Source organism: Acinetobacter sp. B51(2017), assembly GCF_003711395.1.
GTDB lineage: Bacteria > Pseudomonadota > Gammaproteobacteria > Pseudomonadales > Moraxellaceae > Acinetobacter.
Window position 1 is genome coordinate 1 of record NZ_PJRJ01000032.1, and the last position, 19,590, is coordinate 19,590.

Annotated in this window: 11 protein-coding genes, 1 pseudogene and 2 CRISPR repeat arrays (1 of these 14 only partly in view); of the genes and pseudogenes, 11 read left to right on the forward strand and 1 reads right to left on the reverse strand. The window is 39.6% G+C overall.

The genetic code is table 11. The annotated features are described in order from the left end of the window. Positions 1-122, forward strand: a pseudogene (locus CYK47_RS12675) (IS3 family transposase); the annotation flags it as partial. A 22-nt stretch (positions 123-144) separates the two neighbouring features. Here CYK47_RS12675 and CYK47_RS12680 read toward each other — a convergent pair. Further along, on the reverse strand, positions 145-798 hold the full coding sequence (locus CYK47_RS12680) for a helix-turn-helix domain-containing protein (protein WP_122902217.1): 654 nt from the start codon (positions 796-798) through the stop codon (positions 145-147). Positions 799-924: 126 nt separating this feature from the next. Between CYK47_RS12680 and CYK47_RS12685 the strand changes: the two genes are divergently transcribed. From CYK47_RS12685 to cas6f, 10 genes are all read left to right on the forward strand, one after another. Further along, positions 925-1,068: a Cro/CI family transcriptional regulator gene (locus tag CYK47_RS12685; protein WP_353653407.1), complete on the forward strand. Its 144-nt coding sequence runs from the start codon at positions 925-927 to the stop codon at positions 1,066-1,068. A 66-nt stretch (positions 1,069-1,134) separates the two neighbouring features. Beyond that, positions 1,135-1,266: a hypothetical protein gene (locus CYK47_RS15800; protein WP_286206921.1), complete on the forward strand. Its 132-nt coding sequence runs from the start codon at positions 1,135-1,137 to the stop codon at positions 1,264-1,266. Then, entirely contained in the window at positions 1,263-2,183 is a 921-nt protein-coding gene (locus CYK47_RS12690; RefSeq protein WP_122902219.1) for a helix-turn-helix domain-containing protein, read from the forward strand. The genes CYK47_RS15800 and CYK47_RS12690 overlap by 4 nt, the downstream gene beginning before the upstream one ends. A gap of 94 nt (positions 2,184-2,277) precedes the next feature. Continuing rightward, positions 2,278-3,906: an HNH endonuclease gene (locus CYK47_RS12695; protein WP_122902220.1), complete on the forward strand. Its 1,629-nt coding sequence runs from the start codon at positions 2,278-2,280 to the stop codon at positions 3,904-3,906. A gap of 270 nt (positions 3,907-4,176) precedes the next feature. Next, positions 4,177-7,205: a CRISPR direct-repeat array (repeat unit 28 nt; unit sequence GTTCACTGCCACATAGGCAGCTTAGAAA). Between the two features lie 147 nt (positions 7,206-7,352). Then, the gene (gene cas1f / locus CYK47_RS12700) at positions 7,353-8,321 is read left to right on the forward strand and encodes a type I-F CRISPR-associated endonuclease Cas1f (protein WP_122902221.1); all 969 of its coding nucleotides are present in this window, start codon (positions 7,353-7,355) and stop codon (positions 8,319-8,321) included. Continuing rightward, positions 8,318-11,803, forward strand: coding sequence for a type I-F CRISPR-associated helicase Cas3f (cas3f, locus tag CYK47_RS12705; protein ID WP_122902222.1), 3,486 nt, complete (start codon positions 8,318-8,320; stop codon positions 11,801-11,803). The genes cas1f and cas3f overlap by 4 nt, the downstream gene beginning before the upstream one ends. Positions 11,804-12,232: 429 nt before the next feature. Continuing rightward, positions 12,233-13,567, forward strand: a complete 1,335-nt coding sequence (gene csy1 / locus CYK47_RS12710; RefSeq protein WP_122902223.1) for a type I-F CRISPR-associated protein Csy1 — start codon at positions 12,233-12,235, stop codon at positions 13,565-13,567. Continuing rightward, entirely contained in the window at positions 13,567-14,667 is a 1,101-nt protein-coding gene (csy2, locus tag CYK47_RS12715; RefSeq protein WP_122902224.1) for a type I-F CRISPR-associated protein Csy2, read from the forward strand. Before csy1 ends, csy2 begins: the two co-directional genes overlap by 1 nt. A gap of 2 nt (positions 14,668-14,669) precedes the next feature. Further along, on the forward strand, positions 14,670-15,710 hold the full coding sequence (gene csy3 / locus CYK47_RS12720; RefSeq protein WP_122902225.1) for a type I-F CRISPR-associated protein Csy3: 1,041 nt from the start codon (positions 14,670-14,672) through the stop codon (positions 15,708-15,710). Continuing rightward, complete coding sequence (cas6f, locus tag CYK47_RS12725; protein WP_252150283.1) at positions 15,707-16,324, forward strand: type I-F CRISPR-associated endoribonuclease Cas6/Csy4; 618 nt, start codon at positions 15,707-15,709, stop codon at positions 16,322-16,324. The genes csy3 and cas6f overlap by 4 nt, the downstream gene beginning before the upstream one ends. Positions 16,325-16,455: 131 nt before the next feature. Then, a CRISPR array of direct repeats spans positions 16,456-19,590; the repeat unit is 28 nt; unit sequence GTTCACTGCCATGTAGGCAGCTTAGAAA (it continues 2,298 nt past the right edge of the window).

Sequence of the window (19,590 nt, forward strand, 5' to 3'; positions counted from 1 at the left end):
ATATTGAGATTTATTACAATCGGGTCAGAAGGCATTCCGCAAACGGCTGGTTAAGCCCAGAAGCCTTTGAACAGAAATATTTTAAGAATTTAGAGGGATTTGTTGTCCACGATACTGTCTAGGATCAGGGTTTATTAAAAATCCTTAAGATATATTTGAATTACTTAAATCCCGCCAAAACCCCACTACTTTTGCCACAATTTTAAATGATGCCGTTAACGGTATTATTGGTTGTGGCCATTTTTCATTTAAAACCTGCAAAAACATACCCTCCGTTTCTATCACTAAGCGTTTAAATAGAGCGTCTTGATGGTCCTGAGTTTGCACAATCACAAAATCGCCTGTCCTAAGGGACACTGATTCTAGATCAGTAGTAACGTACAGATAATCATGTGGACGGAATTCTGGCAGCATAGATTCGCCTAAAACTTCTAAGGCGTAACAATCCTTGGTCATATTGGGATGTGCTGCTAACCAATTTTTATGATTTGCGTCGATATTTTTTAATGAGTCTTTTTGATTGGCCTGTTGCCAAGATAGTAATGGAATGAAGCGATTAGGGACAACGTAGCTAGAATTTTCCTCGAGATTATCAGTTGTCTTACCTTGCATAAGGTAAGTTGGACTTACCCCCAAAACCTTACCTAAGGTGATTAAACTATCATGTTTAGGTAAGTTATCACCTTTTTCCCAATAAATAATAGATGTCTTAGATACCCCAATTAACTCAGCAAGTTGTTGTTGTGTAATATTTTTATTTTTTCGAAGCTGTTTTAAGCGAGTACCTAAATGATCCATATTTTTGTATCCATAGCAGATGTAATGAATCTTACCATTTGACAGGGTAACTTTTATTATGTTTAATAAAGGTAAGTAAACTTACCTTGTGGTGTAAAGATGACTAGGCAAGAAGCATTAACTGTCATGCAATGTAATGTAACGCAATTATCAAAGCTGCTGGGTATCAGTACCCAAGCGATTAGTCAATGGAAGAAGGAGAAGATTCCACTCGTACGCGAATATCAAATAAGAGATTTACTTAGCCAAAAACAAATTAGAAGCCCTTAATTTACATAAAAAAAGCCCGACGTGCAGGTCAGGCTTTTTAGGAACTCAAACATCTGAGGTTTGAATATGCAAAGAAAATTATCACAGTTGCCTACAAATGGCAATATGCTTTGTGCTGCTCAAAATAATGTGCAGTATTTAAATACCCAACGCATGGCTTTTTATCTCACTATTAAAGCAGGTGAGGTGGCGTTATGAGCTTAGATGCAACCAATTGGGCATGGAAACTCGAACTCAACGAAAAACCAGGGGGTAGCCGTAAACCCTTAAAACGCTTATTGCTGCTGTCATTAGCAGACCGTGCTGGGGAAGACCATTGCTGTTACCCAAGTATGGCGCGTTTAGAGCGAGATACAGGTCTTGAACGTAAAACCGTGCTTAAAATTATTGCTGAACTGCTAGAAGAAGGACTAATCGAAGATACGGGTGAACGTAAAGGCACCACTAAACGCGTTAAAGTCTACCGTTTGATGGGTATTCATGGACGAGAAATGATGCCAAATCTGGCACCATTATCTCCAATGAATAGTACCAATAACGGTACGACTAATCATGCCAACAACGGGACTTTGAATAGTGCCGTCAACGGTACACAGAATCTCCCAAAGAATCTTTCAGAAGAATCTAAATATAAAAATACCTGGCTCGATGTTGAAAAACTTGAGACAGAAGTCTTTTTAGCCAATGACCAAATTTCATTCCAAGCACTGATCACGGCGCCATGGTTTGAAAGAGAACGCCGTGCTTTTGAGATTTACAATCAAGATCGACTCAGCAATGTCAATTTGATGCTGTATCACTTTGCTGATTGGCTCATCCATGCCTACAGTCATAAATACAATAAGCGAGTAACGCATCAAGTGACAGCTGAACAAACTCAGTCATCTAAAACACAAAGTATGAGTCCTAAACAGATCCATTACTTTGCTCAAAGATTAGCACAGCATACGGGTTTTGCCTCTTGCTATGCTGATGTCGGAGAAACTTTGGCAGGCTTTAGCTCCCGAGTCGCCAAGTTATTACAAGACCCAAAACAACAACATGCTTGGCAAAGCTACCTAAGTGATGTGGGCTTTGAAACTAAACCTAACACGTTGTCTGTATCCAAGCCTTAAGCCTATAGCAACCATTTCATTCATCCTTGTGTCCTCAATATACCCATAATCCGGTGGGTAAGGGGACACGACACAAAAAATAAGGAATCTTCCCATGGCACAAACCATGTTATTAAAAAACGTCTTAAACCGTCGCCCTATGATTGCTTATCCTGAGCAATACAGTATTCAACGAGATGATTTTGAAATTACACTTGCAGATTTTGCCCAAAGTGAAATTATCGATAAGCTCTACAAAGCCGATAATCAACGCTCGACTGAATATTGGAGTCTACGCGATATTATTCGTTTCATTAATGCATGTACGACTGATCCTAATGCATGGCTGACCTTTTTGTATTGGAAAGATCAACAGGGGAATATGTATTTAATTGATGGGGGGCATCGTTTATCGAGCGTCTATGCGTGGATCAAACGTTATTTTATTGATGAGCAAGTTAAAGATGCCCCCAAATTTACGTCTTCACAAAAAGAAGAATTACGTACATTGCGGAAATCTTTAAGTCAATATGCGGATTTTCAAAAGATTATGACTTCCGAGTTGGAGGAATTTAAGGAAGCTAAAAACAATATTAAACATTTAAAAATGCGTTTTGTGCAGGTGATGGGATCACCCGAAGATGCGCGCCGTGTGTTTGAAAGTATGAACTCAGATACCAAGAGTTTGGATAAAAACGAAGCGTATCATTTAAGTCATCGAGGGACGGTTCGCTACTATGTTACGTCAGCATGTTGCTATTTAGATGATAATAAAAGTACCCTGATGCAGCTAGGCAGTGATCTTGAAAATCAGATGATCGAACTAGGTGAAAAGATTCATCATCTGGTTTTCCAAAATATGCTACTCAATACCTACATGACGCATGGCAAACGGATTGGGATCGTGCATGAGTTATTTGATATTTTGACCAGAGGTGATACGCAGGAGTATTTTTCTGGGGCAAGTTTAGCGACGTCGGTACTCCATCATTTGCAACGCTTGTATGCAGTACTGACCCGTATGGTGACATCGCCTTATGATCCGCATTTAGTCAGTCTGGGGTTACATCCGCAGCTATATTTCTTTAAAGATACGCGTGTGCAGATCACCAGTTTACTGGCATGGTTTAGCATTATGTCTGATATTCACGATCAGCGTAAATTACGCCAATTTACGGCAGTACGAAGTAATGTTGAAATGCTAATTGCCAACTTCCCCATTATGATTACTGAAACCATTGGTAAATATGGGAGTGGGGTGAAGGGGCATGAGCGTTTAGAGCTGGTCTATTTGGCATTCATTGAAGTGGCCAAAAGAGTGGACATTGATGTGGATGATCCGAACACTATGAATACCATCATGATGGTATTTTCAAAAAGTTTTCCATACATCAACTTTACTGAATTTTTCCAGCAAAACTTCGAAGCAGATTATGATTATCAACTGGTAGATGATGTATCGGGTTATATCCTCGGTTTAATGCCATCGAATCGGAAAAATTCAACACAGTTTTCAAGCTTTACAAAGGCTTTAATTAAGCAAAGAATTGAGGTGGCTCGGCATAACTTCTGTGAGGTGTGTGATGGCTTATTACATTTAGATAGTATTGAACACGACCATATTATCGCACGCTCTGTTGGTGGTCGCGGTGATGTGGATAATGGAACCTTACTGCATCCATATTGTAATCGCTTTAAAGCAGATCGTGAGTTAGAGGAAGCACGGGCTGATTTGTTTGGTTAAAGCTTTGCTGGGAATACTTGATCATGTTTAAAGCATGATCAAGTATGATGTATTTCTTAATTGAGCTCGATTTTAATGTACAAAGTAGATATTCGCGTTGGACAAGGGTAAAAAATTAGATAAACTAAGCCAAAAATAACCCAATATTTTTTAGCTCTTTAACAGTTTAATAAAATCAATAGTTTATGATTATGGTTTAAAATTTAGGTCTTTTTAAAGATTTAGGGCTTAAATCATTGTTATAGATTTATTTTTTACGCTAAAATTACTGTTCACTGCCACATAGGCAGCTTAGAAAGTGATCAATCCTGCGGGTGTAGAGCAGAACGTGTTCACTGCCACATAGGCAGCTTAGAAAGATAATTCTTTGATTGTTTATGATGAAGTGCAGTTCACTGCCACATAGGCAGCTTAGAAAAATAATGCCCGACAATGCAATATGAGCGCCCGGTTCACTGCCACATAGGCAGCTTAGAAAGATTGCACCTTGTTCGATTTCTTGTTCTGTAAGTTCACTGCCACATAGGCAGCTTAGAAAGTTGCCTTGGGCGGTGTATCGGTAAATAATCAGTTCACTGCCACATAGGCAGCTTAGAAATATGATCGCCACTGGTGACGTAGAGATAGGTGGTTCACTGCCACATAGGCAGCTTAGAAAATCGGTTCAGACTCGGAGTATTTAAAATTCTCGTTCACTGCCACATAGGCAGCTTAGAAAGCTGGATCGAGAGCTAGTTAGGTTTTTCCAAGGTTCACTGCCACATAGGCAGCTTAGAAAACATTGCGATGGTGCCACCAGTAAGTTTGTACGTTCACTGCCACATAGGCAGCTTAGAAAATTCGCATGGCGCACAGAAGCACCTCGATTGAGTTCACTGCCACATAGGCAGCTTAGAAATTAAAACTAAGCTGCTTCGGATAAATTTGCTCGTTCACTGCCACATAGGCAGCTTAGAAAGGTTAAACAAGCACCGCCATTGATGCGCTCTTGTTCACTGCCACATAGGCAGCTTAGAAATTTTCTTCAGCTTTAATATAAGGAATGCCACGGTTCACTGCCACATAGGCAGCTTAGAAAGTGCAAGACGAGCTTAAAAATGCTCAAAACTTGTTCACTGCCACATAGGCAGCTTAGAAATCTTTGATACCAACATGCAAAGTGCCTATAGTGTTCACTGCCACATAGGCAGCTTAGAAAATAGTTTTTAAACAGAAAAGGCCACGCCAAAAGTTCACTGCCACATAGGCAGCTTAGAAACGAACGAGTAGGCGCTAACGCGCAAATATGCTGTTCACTGCCACATAGGCAGCTTAGAAAACAAATCCTTCAACAGTCACTGGAATAATCATGTTCACTGCCACATAGGCAGCTTAGAAATAGCTCCAAAGTGCCAGAGATTACCACCCTTGGTTCACTGCCACATAGGCAGCTTAGAAATTCTATCTGCTCAACTCTCACCATAATGATACGTTCACTGCCACATAGGCAGCTTAGAAATGTTAAGTCGCTAGGGGTTTTAAAAGTCTACAAGTTCACTGCCACATAGGCAGCTTAGAAATTTAAAAATGCTTTATTTTCAAGTCCACATAAGTTCACTGCCACATAGGCAGCTTAGAAACCCATGCTCTGTGCGCTTCGTACTGCTTGAAGGTTCACTGCCACATAGGCAGCTTAGAAATGTTGTTGCTCTTTTTTAATATTGGCATGCTTGTTCACTGCCACATAGGCAGCTTAGAAATTTACTTTGCGCTCTATCGGGTCGAATGCGTCGTTCACTGCCACATAGGCAGCTTAGAAACCTCGATCAACTTTAATCGCTCTTTTTTTTTTGTTCACTGCCACATAGGCAGCTTAGAAAAGAACCCGATACAGATATTTATTTTTCTAGTGGTTCACTGCCACATAGGCAGCTTAGAAATTTTGGTGCTTGTTGGGACCAACCGTTTTCAAGTTCACTGCCACATAGGCAGCTTAGAAATGTTTAGAAAGTTGTGGGTAAGTCAACGTATAGTTCACTGCCACATAGGCAGCTTAGAAACAAACCTTTTTGAGCGCCTCAACCTCCTTTTTGTTCACTGCCACATAGGCAGCTTAGAAAATAATGATAAATAAAATCACTATTAAGTTTAGGTTCACTGCCACATAGGCAGCTTAGAAAAATATATACAGCTCGTGTATCGAATCTCTGTAGTTCACTGCCACATAGGCAGCTTAGAAATAAAGCTCGTTGCGGTTTTTACCGCCCAAATCGTTCACTGCCACATAGGCAGCTTAGAAAACTTGAAACCACCGTTAGTCCAATGTTTGAGGGTTCACTGCCACATAGGCAGCTTAGAAAACTTTGTTAGTCGGTGATACCAAAGCACCAGAGTTCACTGCCACATAGGCAGCTTAGAAAGTCTCGGTTTTATTAGCACCATTACTACTAAGGTTCACTGCCACATAGGCAGCTTAGAAATGTCTTAATTACAGCTTATACGCTGCCTGAACGTTCACTGCCACATAGGCAGCTTAGAAAACGATGCACCCTGCTGAAACATGGTGCAGTTAGTTCACTGCCACATAGGCAGCTTAGAAATAATTCTGCATAAGCTTTTGATAAATTTTTTGGTTCACTGCCACATAGGCAGCTTAGAAATTGTCTGTATTTTAAAAATTGGTCAGTATTTTGTTCACTGCCACATAGGCAGCTTAGAAAAAGCCAAACACTGGATCTGATGCAGCAGGGCAGTTCACTGCCACATAGGCAGCTTAGAAAATCATAGACGCATTCGCATTATTAGCAGACATGTTCACTGCCACATAGGCAGCTTAGAAATTTCCGATTGGCCAATTGGTTAAAAAGCGGATGTTCACTGCCACATAGGCAGCTTAGAAAAACCTACCCACTTCGAACTCACCTTATCTAATGTTCACTGCCACATAGGCAGCTTAGAAAAACTAAACGGCAATCTTCTGTCAATTTAATGAGTTCACTGCCACATAGGCAGCTTAGAAAAATGCCGAAGATCATCAGCAAATGATTGCTCAGTTCACTGCCACATAGGCAGCTTAGAAATGCTTTAATGTTCTTGCATGGATCGTTAAACAGTTCACTGCCACATAGGCAGCTTAGAAATATAACACTGGCAATTTTAGAAATGGTTTTTCGTTCACTGCCACATAGGCAGCTTAGAAATTAAACGGCTTGCGAGATGTAGATGTATTGCTGTTCACTGCCACATAGGCAGCTTAGAAATACTTTTCATGAGATTCGCGCTCTAAGTATCTGTTCACTGCCACATAGGCAGCTTAGAAATACAACAATGGAAGCCATTACTAGGTTGTTTTATACGAAGATTTAAACTAGAGCGACATATTGTGTCGTATTATGGAATTATCATTATGTTATAAGTAAATGAGTCGTTTATAATACAATGCATTCATTCTAATTATATTTATAAAAATGGAACAACTTAACCCCTCTGATCTTAAAGCGATCTTACATTCTAAACGTGCAAATCTTTACTATCTTGAGCATTGTCGTGTCATGCAAAAAGACGGTCGTGTTTTATATTTGACCGAAGCCAAAAATGAAAACCAATATTGGAATATCCCGATTGCCAATACCACAGTGCTTATGCTTGGAACGGGGACATCCATTACTCAAGCCGCGATGCGTATGCTTGCCAGTGCCGGGGTACTCGTTGGCTTTACCGGCGGTGGTGGAACCCCTCTATTTATGGGCTGTGAAATTGAATGGATGATGCCACAAAGTGAATATCGCCCAACCGAATATATGCAAGGTTGGATGCAATTTTGGTTTGATGAAGCCAAACGTTTAGACGTGGCAAAACAATTCCAATCGTCACGCATTGAATTTATTCAAAAAATTTGGGAAAAAGATCGCGATCTAAAAGAATATAAATTTTATATTGATGATTTAGATATTCAGCAAGCACTTGAGGGTTTTGCTCAGAAAATTCCACAGCAAACCAAGGTGGGTGATTTACTTCTTGCCGAAGCGGCAACCACTAAACAGCTTTATAAAATTGCAGCGACACGTACAGGATTGAAAGATTTTAACCGTAACCCTGAACAAGGGGATTTAGCCAACGATTTTTTAAATCATGGTAATTATCTCGCTTATGGCTTAGCAGCTACGACACTGTGGGTGCTTGGCATTCCACATGGGTTTGCAGTGATGCATGGCAAAACACGCCGTGGTGCTTTGGTGTTTGATGTGGCGGATTTAATTAAAGATGCCATCGTGCTGCCTTATGCCTTTATCTGTGCCAAAGAAAAAATGACTGAACAAGAATTCAGACAACAAGTTTTGCAAAAGTTTACCGAGCATAAGGCACTGGATTTTATGTTTGATCAAGTCAAAGCACAAGCTTGCAAAAATCATGATGTGGATGGGAATTCATTATGATTGTGACCTTTATTAGTCAATGCGAAAAGAAAGCTATTCCACGTACACGGCGTGTCTTGGATGCTTTTGCTGATCGGATTGGTGATAACACATGGCAAACGGTGATTACCGAAGATGGTCTCATTGCGGTCAAAAAATTACTACGTAAAACAGTGACCAAAAGTACTGCGGTGAGTTGTCATTGGATACGGGGCAGACGACGCAGTGAGTTGTTGTGGATTGTGGGGAATCGGAATAAGTTTAATACTGAGGGTATCGTGCCGGTAAATCGAACATCAAAACAGCTAAAAATAGATTATTGTGATAGAAATTGGCACTCGGCAAGTTTTGTCAGCCAAGTCACTCGTATCGCTGCACTTTTTCATGATTTTGGAAAAATTAATCCATTTTTTGCTGCGAAATTAAAAAATGCTTCGAAGAGTAAAAAACCAGTAGCTGACCCATTTAGACATGAATGGATTTCTTTAAGATTATTTGAAGCTTTTGTACATAGTTGTGGGGAAACTGATCAGGATTGGATTTCTCAGCTTGTGACAATATCTGGGAAAAATCATGATTTTGCATGGTTCAAAAATCTCATTAAAGATGAAATTGATAAAGCCTCTCCTTCACCATTTCAAAAATTACCGCCAATTGCGAAGTTGGTTGCTTGGTTGATTGTTTCTCATCATCGCTTACCGATACCGAATACAAGAGATCCAAAATATGAAGCCCATAAATTCAATACGGTTTTAGAAGACTTAACCTTTAAATGGTGTTATCCAAAACAATACTTAGAGGATGATAGTAGTAAACAAAAAGAGATTAAAAAATGTTGGGATATCAGAAAAGATCATATTCCTTTCAATAGTGAAATGTGGTGTAAGGAAGCAAATGCATGCGCACGTAATTTAGTGCAATTGTTAAATCTGCCACATTCCATTGGTCTAACTGATCCCTATGTAAGTCATATTTCTCGCCTGACTCTAATGTTATCAGATCATTATTATTCAAGTTGTGATCCTAATCCCAAATGGCATGATCCAACGTATGAACGTTTTGCTAATACGGATAAATTTGGTGCATTAAAACAACCGCTCGATGATCATTTGGTGGGAGTAAGTCAATCAGTAAGACAACTCATGGGTGCATTGACTCGACTTGATGCCTTATTTGATCGTTTACCTCAGCAAAAAAGTTTGGAAGGTAAGACCAATAACTCATATTACCAATGGCAAGATAAGTCTTATCAGTTAGCTCGAAAAATAAAGAAAGAGTATCCCAATCACGGTTTTTTTGGCGTGAATTTAGCTTCGACAGGTCGTGGTAAAACATTGGGTAATACGCGCATTATGTATGGGCTTGCTGATCCTGATAAAGGTGCACGTTTTAATATTGCATTAGGTTTAAGAACATTGACCTTGCAAACGGGGAAAGCATTACGTCACAAACTGGATTTAGATGAAACTGATTTAGCCATCATGGTGGGTGGTGGGGCAGTTAAAGAAATCTTTGAGCATTATAGTCATAGAGACTCATCTGAAATTTTAGAAGAAAATATCGAAAACATTGATCCTAAAAAAAATCAGTATATTGCGGAAAATATAGGATCAGAATCATTAAGTGGATTCATCGATGACGAAACTTATGTAGATTATGATGATCATGAACTAGATTTTGAAGGCATTCTTGATCAGCAGCATATGTTTGCCAAATGGTTAAAGGGAAATCATCAAATTAGAAAAATGTTGATGAGTCCAATTTTATGTTGCACGATAGATCATTTGATTCCTACAACCGAAAGTACCCGTGGTGGCAAACAAATTGCACCGATGTTACGTTTAATGTCTTCAGATTTAGTCCTTGATGAGCCTGATGATTTTTCCCCTGAAGACTATTATGCATTGACTCGTTTAGTGCATTGGGCGGGTTTGTTAGGTAGTCGTGTATTGTTGTCATCGGCAACGCTTACACCTGCCGAAATTAATGGCTTGTATTTGGCGTATAGTTCAGGGCGAAAATTTTATAATGCCAATCGTACACAAGCAGACCAACCCATTATTGCAGCGTGGTTTGATGAAAATCCGAGTAGTATTTGTCATGAGGTTATTCCTTGTAATCAAAATATCAGTGACAGTCAAGCGAATGACGTCTTTAAAAAAGCCCATCTCAAATTTACGAAACAACGTGTTGATTTTTTGAATCAGCAAGCACAGCACACAAAGCGACGTACGGTTAAATGGGTGGGTTTACCTCGAAAAATGTCAGCGCAGGAAAAGTGGGAAAAAGTGTTTGCGGAAAAAATTCTGCAAACCACAATGTTTGCACATCGTGAGAATGCAATTACAGATCCTGCTACAGGCAAACAATACAGTGTAGGCTTGGTACGTTTTGCCAATATTGATCCCTTAGCGGAGATTGCTCAGCAATTATTAAAACAGCAAATTGATCCAAATATACGCATTCATATTTGTGTCTATCATTCGCGTTTTCCATTGTTGATGCGTGCAAATATTGAAAAATATTTAGATGAAATTTTAGATCGAAATCAAGCTAAACAGCCACATGATCATGCAATGGTACAAGGATGGCTAAGTAGGTATTCAGAACAACAGCATATTATTTTAGTTTTAGCTTCGCCTGTCTGTGAAGTAGGGCGAGATCATGATTATGATTGGATGATCTTAGAGCCATCGTCTATGCGTTCGATTATTCAGGCTTCTGGACGAGTGCGACGTCATCGCATAGAAGCTTATGACAAGCCAAATGTCTTTTTAATGGAAACCAATATTCGACATTTTAAACACCCTGAGCGAAGTTGTTTTTCACGCCCAGGCTTTGAATCGACGGGTTTTGAGTTTAAGACGAGTAGACATTTTTTAAATGGCGTTACTAAAGATATTGATGATGGATTGATTCGAAAAGCTCATCTAGATCAATTAGACGCGATACCACGTTTGCAGCAACCGGGGGCAAACTACTTAAAGAACTATTATGAAAAATTTGGTTATCCAAATTTGGTTGATTTAGAGCATGATCGCATGCACTCAATTTTATTGGGGCAAGGCATTAGCCCTGATATGCGAGTCATTGGAAGTGTACCGATTAAATTTCCAACCTATGCTTTTTGGAATACACCGATTCATTATACGGGGATTTTGCAACGCTTAAGCCAATTTAGACAATCACAAGCAGAAAAGTTCATGGCATTTAGGGCTGAGGAAGACGAGGAAGCGTTATGTCTTTATGCCTATAACGATAAAACGGGAAATTGGCTGTATGAAGAAAGTTTAATTCGACGAGTTGAGCTAAACGACAATCCGCAGATTCATTGTTGGCCAAATCAGAATCCTCAGCAGGCATTGCAGAAATATTTAGAGGTCAATCCAAATGAAAAAATTTGGAGTGAAAATTGTGGTCGTTACTTAAGTTTGAATTTACCTGAGCTAAAAGATCAAAAAAAGTGGAAATACCACGATTGGTTAGGATTTATCAGGGAATAACCCTGATAAACCTAGCTTTCTAAGCTGCCTACATGGCAGTGAATAAGATACCAACTAGTTTGAATGTACGAACTATTTCTAAGCTGCTTGTTTAGCAGTGAACACGGATAGTGTAATTGTTGATGCTATCAATTTACAAGTTGTTAAATTTTATACTTGTGATATCTGAAAAAATAATTTATCTTGGATTTAGTAATTTTAAAATTATAGTTTGTTTGTACTAACTAGGTTTAAAAATTAAAAAGACTAACTATCGATCTGGCAGGATCACACATCACCCGATAGGGTGAGGGGGAAATAATGTTTAGCACGCATTTAATCAGAAGGGTCTGATTAATTGGATACATTTATCATTTACGATAGTTAATCTATGGTGATGATAACAAAAAATGATTTAAAACATAATTTATTTTGTAATGAGTAGAAAAAATGAATGATGAAGTAGAGGAAGTGCAAACTTCCGAGCCTGCTAGCATTCGTGAGTTAATCGAGCAATATATTCAAGGCCGTTTGAATGAAAAGCTGGAAAAACTTAAAGCGGATGACACGGCAGAGCGTGACAAGCTGTTAGAAAAATATGAAGTTGAAACGTGGTTAGAAGATGCAAGTCTACGCATCAGTCAATTACGTTTGGCGACGCATACACCCAAACAGCATCACCCTGATTCAAAAGCATCAGCAATGTTTTATAGCAATACGAAAAATTCACATGGCTATGTGGGTTCTCAAGGCATAAAACTAGATGCAGATGTAATTGGTAATGCTGCCGTACTCGATGTATTTAAGATGCTACGTTTAACTTTTCAAGGTATGCCGTTACTTGAGCGGTTGTTAAATGCAGATCAGGAATTAATCTCAGCATTGTCTGTCAAATCTGAAATTGCACAGTTACGTTATGAGCGCTTTTTAGCGTTCAGTCAATTGCCAACAGAATTCAATGCAGGACGCTTCTCTAAACAAGTGCTGTTTCCTGTGCAAGATGATGAATATCATACCTTAGTGATTTTATATCCGAGTTCGTTGATTCACCGAGTGTATCAACAGCTTTCTCATGATCGTTTTAGTGATGAGAGTAAAGCACTACGTGAAGCACGGTTTAAAAAAATACACCATGCCCATGAAAGTCGTGAATATCTGAATCTGTTAGTACAAAATTTTGGTGGTTCTAAACCGCACAATATTTCACAGCTGAATAGTGACCGTCGTGGATCTATGTGGCTATTACCATCTATTCCACCAACGTGGAAAGGTCAGAAGATTGAACTACCAAAACGTGGTTCGGTTTTTACAGCTTATTTAAGCAATCGTAAAGACATTAAGCCGTTGTTGCATAGAATCGTGACTTTGTATCGTAAAGAAGATCGTCGTAATAATGATGAATTCCGTTCCCAGCGTAATGATTTGGTCTTTAAATTGGCGGATTGCATTATTGATATGAGTTTTGAACTGCAACACAGTGCACCATCAGGTTGGACACAGAAATCTAGTTTTAATCGTGCAGAAAGCTTTTGGCTCGATTATGGCTACCGAGAAGAACTCTTTGATAAAGAAGATGCCAAAGAGCTGACTGAAGAAGAAGCCGAGTGGTTACAGGCGTATCGTGAACGAGATTGGCATACTGAAGTGGGTTATAACTTTGGTAAATGGCTGAATGAGATTCTCACAAAAAAAGGCAAGATTGTGGATTTAGACGATCATGAAGCCCGTGCGTGGTCTTTGATTTTACGTGAAAAATTACAATTGCTGAAAGAGGAGTTTGCCTAATGCGTCAGACTTATCCTAAAGCATTGTATGTTGTCCGTTTAAATGTTGAAAATGCGTCGATTATCAGTAGTCATTTAACATGGGGTTTTCCTGCGCCAAGTGCATTTACTGGATTTATGCATCATTTACAGCGTCAACTGAATCAAAGTCCTGAATATGCAACTGTCGAATGTTGTGGGGTTGGGATTATATCGCATCAATTTAATCCACAAATTAGCAAAACCAATAGTTTTCGCTATTCACCGTATCAACTGAATTTGGCTCGTCACCCAATTAATCCAAATGGATCTACACCTTCAATAATTGAAGAGGGCAAGGGACACTTTGAAGTCAGTTTAGTCATTGGTTTAGCAGGAGAGGGGCTAGACGAACATCTATCGGCGAATGACGAAGATTTATCTACTCAAACGCAAAGCTTATTGGCTCGATTAAATCAGTTGGTCTACAACATGCGTTTGGCAGGTGGTTCGGTATTTCCACATAAGCGTGTTAAGGCTAAATTAATCAATTGGTCAGAACACGATGCAGTAGAGAAAACCAAAACACTACGTCGGACTGTATTACCAGGCTTTGCTTTACAGCATCGTTATGAGCTGTTGATGGTACATCAAGATTGGTTAGCGCAAAATCTAACATATTTAGCGACTCAGAAAAATAGTCCTGATTTGCTCGATACGTTATTGGATATTCAACGCTTCAATTTTGTCAGTACTGCGCAAGAAGCATCAGTCGATCAAGAATTAGTAGATGGTGTGTGGACGCTACGACCACGCCCTGAACATTTAAAAGGTTGGCTTGTGCCGATACCGATTGGTTATGCATCTTTAACTGATTTACAGCCTCAAGGGAAGATTAAAGGATTACGTCATAATGATTATCCTGCCACCTTTGTAGAAACCTTGATTAGTTTAGGTGAATGGAAAAGCCCACATCGTATTGAAAATATTGTGGAAATTTTATGGAACTACAACATTGAACCTAAAAATGGGGTTTATGAGTTGGTTCAACCGTTTGCACCGAAATTAGAGATCAACACGTCATTAACAGACGAAGAAACACATCAATCATTTGAATTTGAAACAGAAGAAGAGGAATTTTAATCATGGCTAAGAATGACAAATTAAAAACAGCATCAGTACTTTCATTTAACCGTCATCTTGATGCATCAGATGGTCGTATGTTTGCTGTAAACTGGGCGGATATTGCACAGGGCACAGGTAATGCACCAATTTTAATTCAAGAAAAATCAGTACGTGGTACGATTTCGAATCGTCCTAAAAATAGCAAAGAAATTGATCCTGCTTATATTGATGCAGCTGTCAATAAAGCGAATTTGCAAACGGTAGACGTTGCTGCTTTACCACAAGGTAAAGATACCGTCGCTGTGACGTTTAGCTTACGTGTATTGCCAAATGTAGGTCGTCCATCTGCATGTAATGATGCAGCATTTGCTGAACGCCTTGAAGTAGTAGTATCAGGTTATGAAACAGCGAATAAATTTAGTGAACTCGCGAATCGTTATGCAGTGAATCTCGCTAATGGTCGTTTCTTGTGGCGTAACCGTATTGGCGCTGAAAATGTTACGATCACGGTTGAGCGTTTAATCGATGGTAAAAGTACAGAAAAATTAAGTTTTGATGCCTTACAGAATCGCTTAAATGAAGTAGCCGTACACCAAGATCAACAAACTGAAATTAAAAAGCTTTCAGCTTGGATTGAAGCAGGTTTAAATGGTCAGGAACATGTATTACTTAAGGTAACAGGTTTCTCTCGTTTAGGTGAAGGACAAGAAGTCTATCCATCACAGGAACTCATTTTAGATACGAGCAATTCCAAAGGTGCTAAGAGTAAAACTTTATATACTTTTGGGAATCAAGAAGCAGGCATACATTCACAAAAAATCGGTAATGCACTGCGTACGATTGATACATGGTATCCAAATGCAAATAAACCAATCGCAGTTGAGCCTTATGGTTCAGTAACTTCAGAAGGCAAAGCGTATCGTCAGCCGAAAGAAAAACAAGACTTTTATAGCTTGTTTGATGCTTGGGTCAACGAAAATAAAGTACCTGAACTTGACCAGCAACATTATGTGATGGCAGTTTTGGTTCGTGGTGGCGTATTTGGTGAGAGTGATAAATGATGAATTATTATCTGGAATTAAAGTTTCTGCCAGATGATGAAATCTCGATTAACTTTTTATGGTCGAAAATTTATAAACAGCTACATCTTGCATTGGCTGGTTTAAAAGATGAAAGCAGTAAGGTGAAAATAGGCTTTTCATTTCCTGATTATCGTTTTGATCCTAAAAAAGGAAAAGGATTCATTGGCGAAAAGCTACGTATTTTTGGTTTAAGTGAACAGGAATTAGTTCAACTGGATGTGCCAACATGGCTCAGTCGTTATTTGGACTATGTTCATATTAGTTCTGTAAAATTAGTTCCTTCAGAAAAAATCACTGGTTATGCCCTGTATAAACGAAAACAAGTGAAAAGTAATGCTGCTCGTTTAGCACGACATGATGAACGAAAAGGGCGTTTTAGCTATGAAAATGCTTTGGCACATTATGGTCAGTTTGTAAAAACAACTGATTTGCCTTATATCAATATGCTGAGTGATAGTACATCTGAAGATTTACCATTAAGTCAGAAGCATGCTTTTAAAATTTTTATTGAAAAGCAACCCGCTGAAAAATCTGAAACTCAGGTTTTTAGCACTTATGGATTAAGTTCGGTATCTCCTGTACCAGAATTTTAACCCAATATTTTTATACTCTTTAACAGCTTAATAAAATCAATAGGTTATAATGGTGGTTTAAAACTTGGGTCTTTTCGGGGATTTAAGGATTAAATCACTGTTATAGCTTTATTTTTTGCGTTAAAATCACTGTTCACTGCCATGTAGGCAGCTTAGAAAATCATGGGTACTAATCACCCGCACACAACCGCGTTCACTGCCATGTAGGCAGCTTAGAAATCTCTATAAAATTAAGCAGAGCTTTATAGCCCGTTCACTGCCATGTAGGCAGCTTAGAAAGATAATTCTTTGATTGTTTATGATGAAGTGCAGTTCACTGCCATGTAGGCAGCTTAGAAATATAACGAAATCAATAAGCGATAATCTTGTCGGTTCACTGCCATGTAGGCAGCTTAGAAACGTCCGCATCGCATACGAAGCATTTTTGGAGAGTTCACTGCCATGTAGGCAGCTTAGAAAATCCAAAAAATGGAACTGGAATAGCACTGGGTGTTCACTGCCATGTAGGCAGCTTAGAAATTCCTTGTAGGTGGTGGATTTTAAGTTAGTCAGTTCACTGCCATGTAGGCAGCTTAGAAATGAACCCGAAACTGATATTTATTTTTCGAGTGGTTCACTGCCATGTAGGCAGCTTAGAAATTAAAAATAACTGATGATAGTTTAATAGGAAAGTTCACTGCCATGTAGGCAGCTTAGAAAACTAAATGCTTGCTGTAGTTCAAAGACTTGAGGTTCACTGCCATGTAGGCAGCTTAGAAATTATTAAGCTGGCCTCATAGTGTATTTGTCCTGTTCACTGCCATGTAGGCAGCTTAGAAATGGTACTGTCATCATGTTGGCTGCAACAAATAGTTCACTGCCATGTAGGCAGCTTAGAAATGCAGGTTGTGTCGAGACGGCACCACCTGAAAGTTCACTGCCATGTAGGCAGCTTAGAAATGCAGGTTGTGTCGAGACGGCACCACCTGAAAGTTCACTGCCATGTAGGCAGCTTAGAAATGCACCTATAACGACTGCTAAACTTAAACTTAGTTCACTGCCATGTAGGCAGCTTAGAAATGCATCATTAGCTTCAGTAGATCCACGAACACGTTCACTGCCATGTAGGCAGCTTAGAAAGTGAAAACAACTTAGTGCCATCAACTGGCCAGGTTCACTGCCATGTAGGCAGCTTAGAAACGATAAAACAGCAATTTCTTCACCAAAACCGTGTTCACTGCCATGTAGGCAGCTTAGAAAAGGTTATTTGTAATATTAGTGATTATGAAGCTGTTCACTGCCATGTAGGCAGCTTAGAAAAACCGATGGTCCAAACGTTTGCGGGGCATGGAGTTCACTGCCATGTAGGCAGCTTAGAAATGGTAAGTGATATGATCGAATCCCTGGTTCTAGTTCACTGCCATGTAGGCAGCTTAGAAAACCCGGACGGCCAGATTCGCGAGTGGCGCGTGGTTCACTGCCATGTAGGCAGCTTAGAAACAATGCTTCTGACGATCCTGTTGATCCGTCTTGTTCACTGCCATGTAGGCAGCTTAGAAATGAATTGATTAACTGGACAGTTGGACTATTGCGTTCACTGCCATGTAGGCAGCTTAGAAAAGATGCCTACAGGCGGGGGGAATGAATCACAAGTTCACTGCCATGTAGGCAGCTTAGAAACTACATTTTCCAAACAAGAAAAAATCAAGATTGTTCACTGCCATGTAGGCAGCTTAGAAAAGTTACAGACTGCTGATTAGATTTCTTATCAAGTTCACTGCCATGTAGGCAGCTTAGAAAAAGTCGAGGGAGTCCACCTTTTCTAATGGTGGGTTCACTGCCATGTAGGCAGCTTAGAAAAAATAGTTTGCTTGCTGTTCTGCATTCATTCTGTTCACTGCCATGTAGGCAGCTTAGAAATCACATACCCGCGTCGCGTCGCACCGGCGCGAGTTCACTGCCATGTAGGCAGCTTAGAAATGTACTTGCATTAACACTTAATAATGCTTGTTGTTCACTGCCATGTAGGCAGCTTAGAAATGCACCTTTTGAGATTTGAAAATCATCATCTGGTTCACTGCCATGTAGGCAGCTTAGAAAGCAGCAGAATTGGCAAGCCGCACTGCAAGAATGTTCACTGCCATGTAGGCAGCTTAGAAATTAGTGTTGCCTTGCTCTACCAAGTGACAAACGTTCACTGCCATGTAGGCAGCTTAGAAAAGCTAATAATCGTGTTGTTTATACTCCGAATGGTTCACTGCCATGTAGGCAGCTTAGAAAAGCTTTTTTATGCAAGAAGATACTTAGAGCGCGTTCACTGCCATGTAGGCAGCTTAGAAAATTTAAATCATGACCCACATAAACAACATCTGGTTCACTGCCATGTAGGCAGCTTAGAAATCGTTCATACAAATTATCGTGCTGTGGTTGGTGTTCACTGCCATGTAGGCAGCTTAGAAATCTTTTTAATTCCGTTGCGATTTTATTCACTTGTTCACTGCCATGTAGGCAGCTTAGAAATGTTGCTATTGCTATGCACGAAATTAAAACCGGTTCACTGCCATGTAGGCAGCTTAGAAAAATAAAACTAAATTAATAATCGAAACACCCATGTTCACTGCCATGTAGGCAGCTTAGAAAATTAGATTGCACTTCGTTCTCCCAGCCCCCGATGTTCACTGCCATGTAGGCAGCTTAGAAACCATAAAAAATAAGACCGCCTATATGGCGGTTTGTTCACTGCCATGTAGGCAGCTTAGAAATGTAATTAAATGCAACATAATTATTATCTCCAGTTCACTGCCATGTAGGCAGCTTAGAAAACTTCACAGAACCAAGTGATAAATGGAAAAAAGTTCACTGCCATGTAGGCAGCTTAGAAATTCAACTAAAACCTTAATACCGTTGGTATTACTGTTCACTGCCATGTAGGCAGCTTAGAAAAACGAGAACACGAGTAATTAAACTCGATACAAGTTCACTGCCATGTAGGCAGCTTAGAAATTATGAACTGGCTTCCAGTGGTGATAACATGGGTTCACTGCCATGTAGGCAGCTTAGAAATATATGAAAACCATAAACCAAATCAAATAGAAGTTCACTGCCATGTAGGCAGCTTAGAAATGACACTTTAACTCTTGAATTTCCCCACGCTGGTTCACTGCCATGTAGGCAGCTTAGAAAAGGAAGTGATGCGACTTAATTAATCTTTTGTCGTTCACTGCCATGTAGGCAGCTTAGAAATCCACGAGTGGGGGCTTTTTCTTTGCCTGAGAGTTCACTGCCAT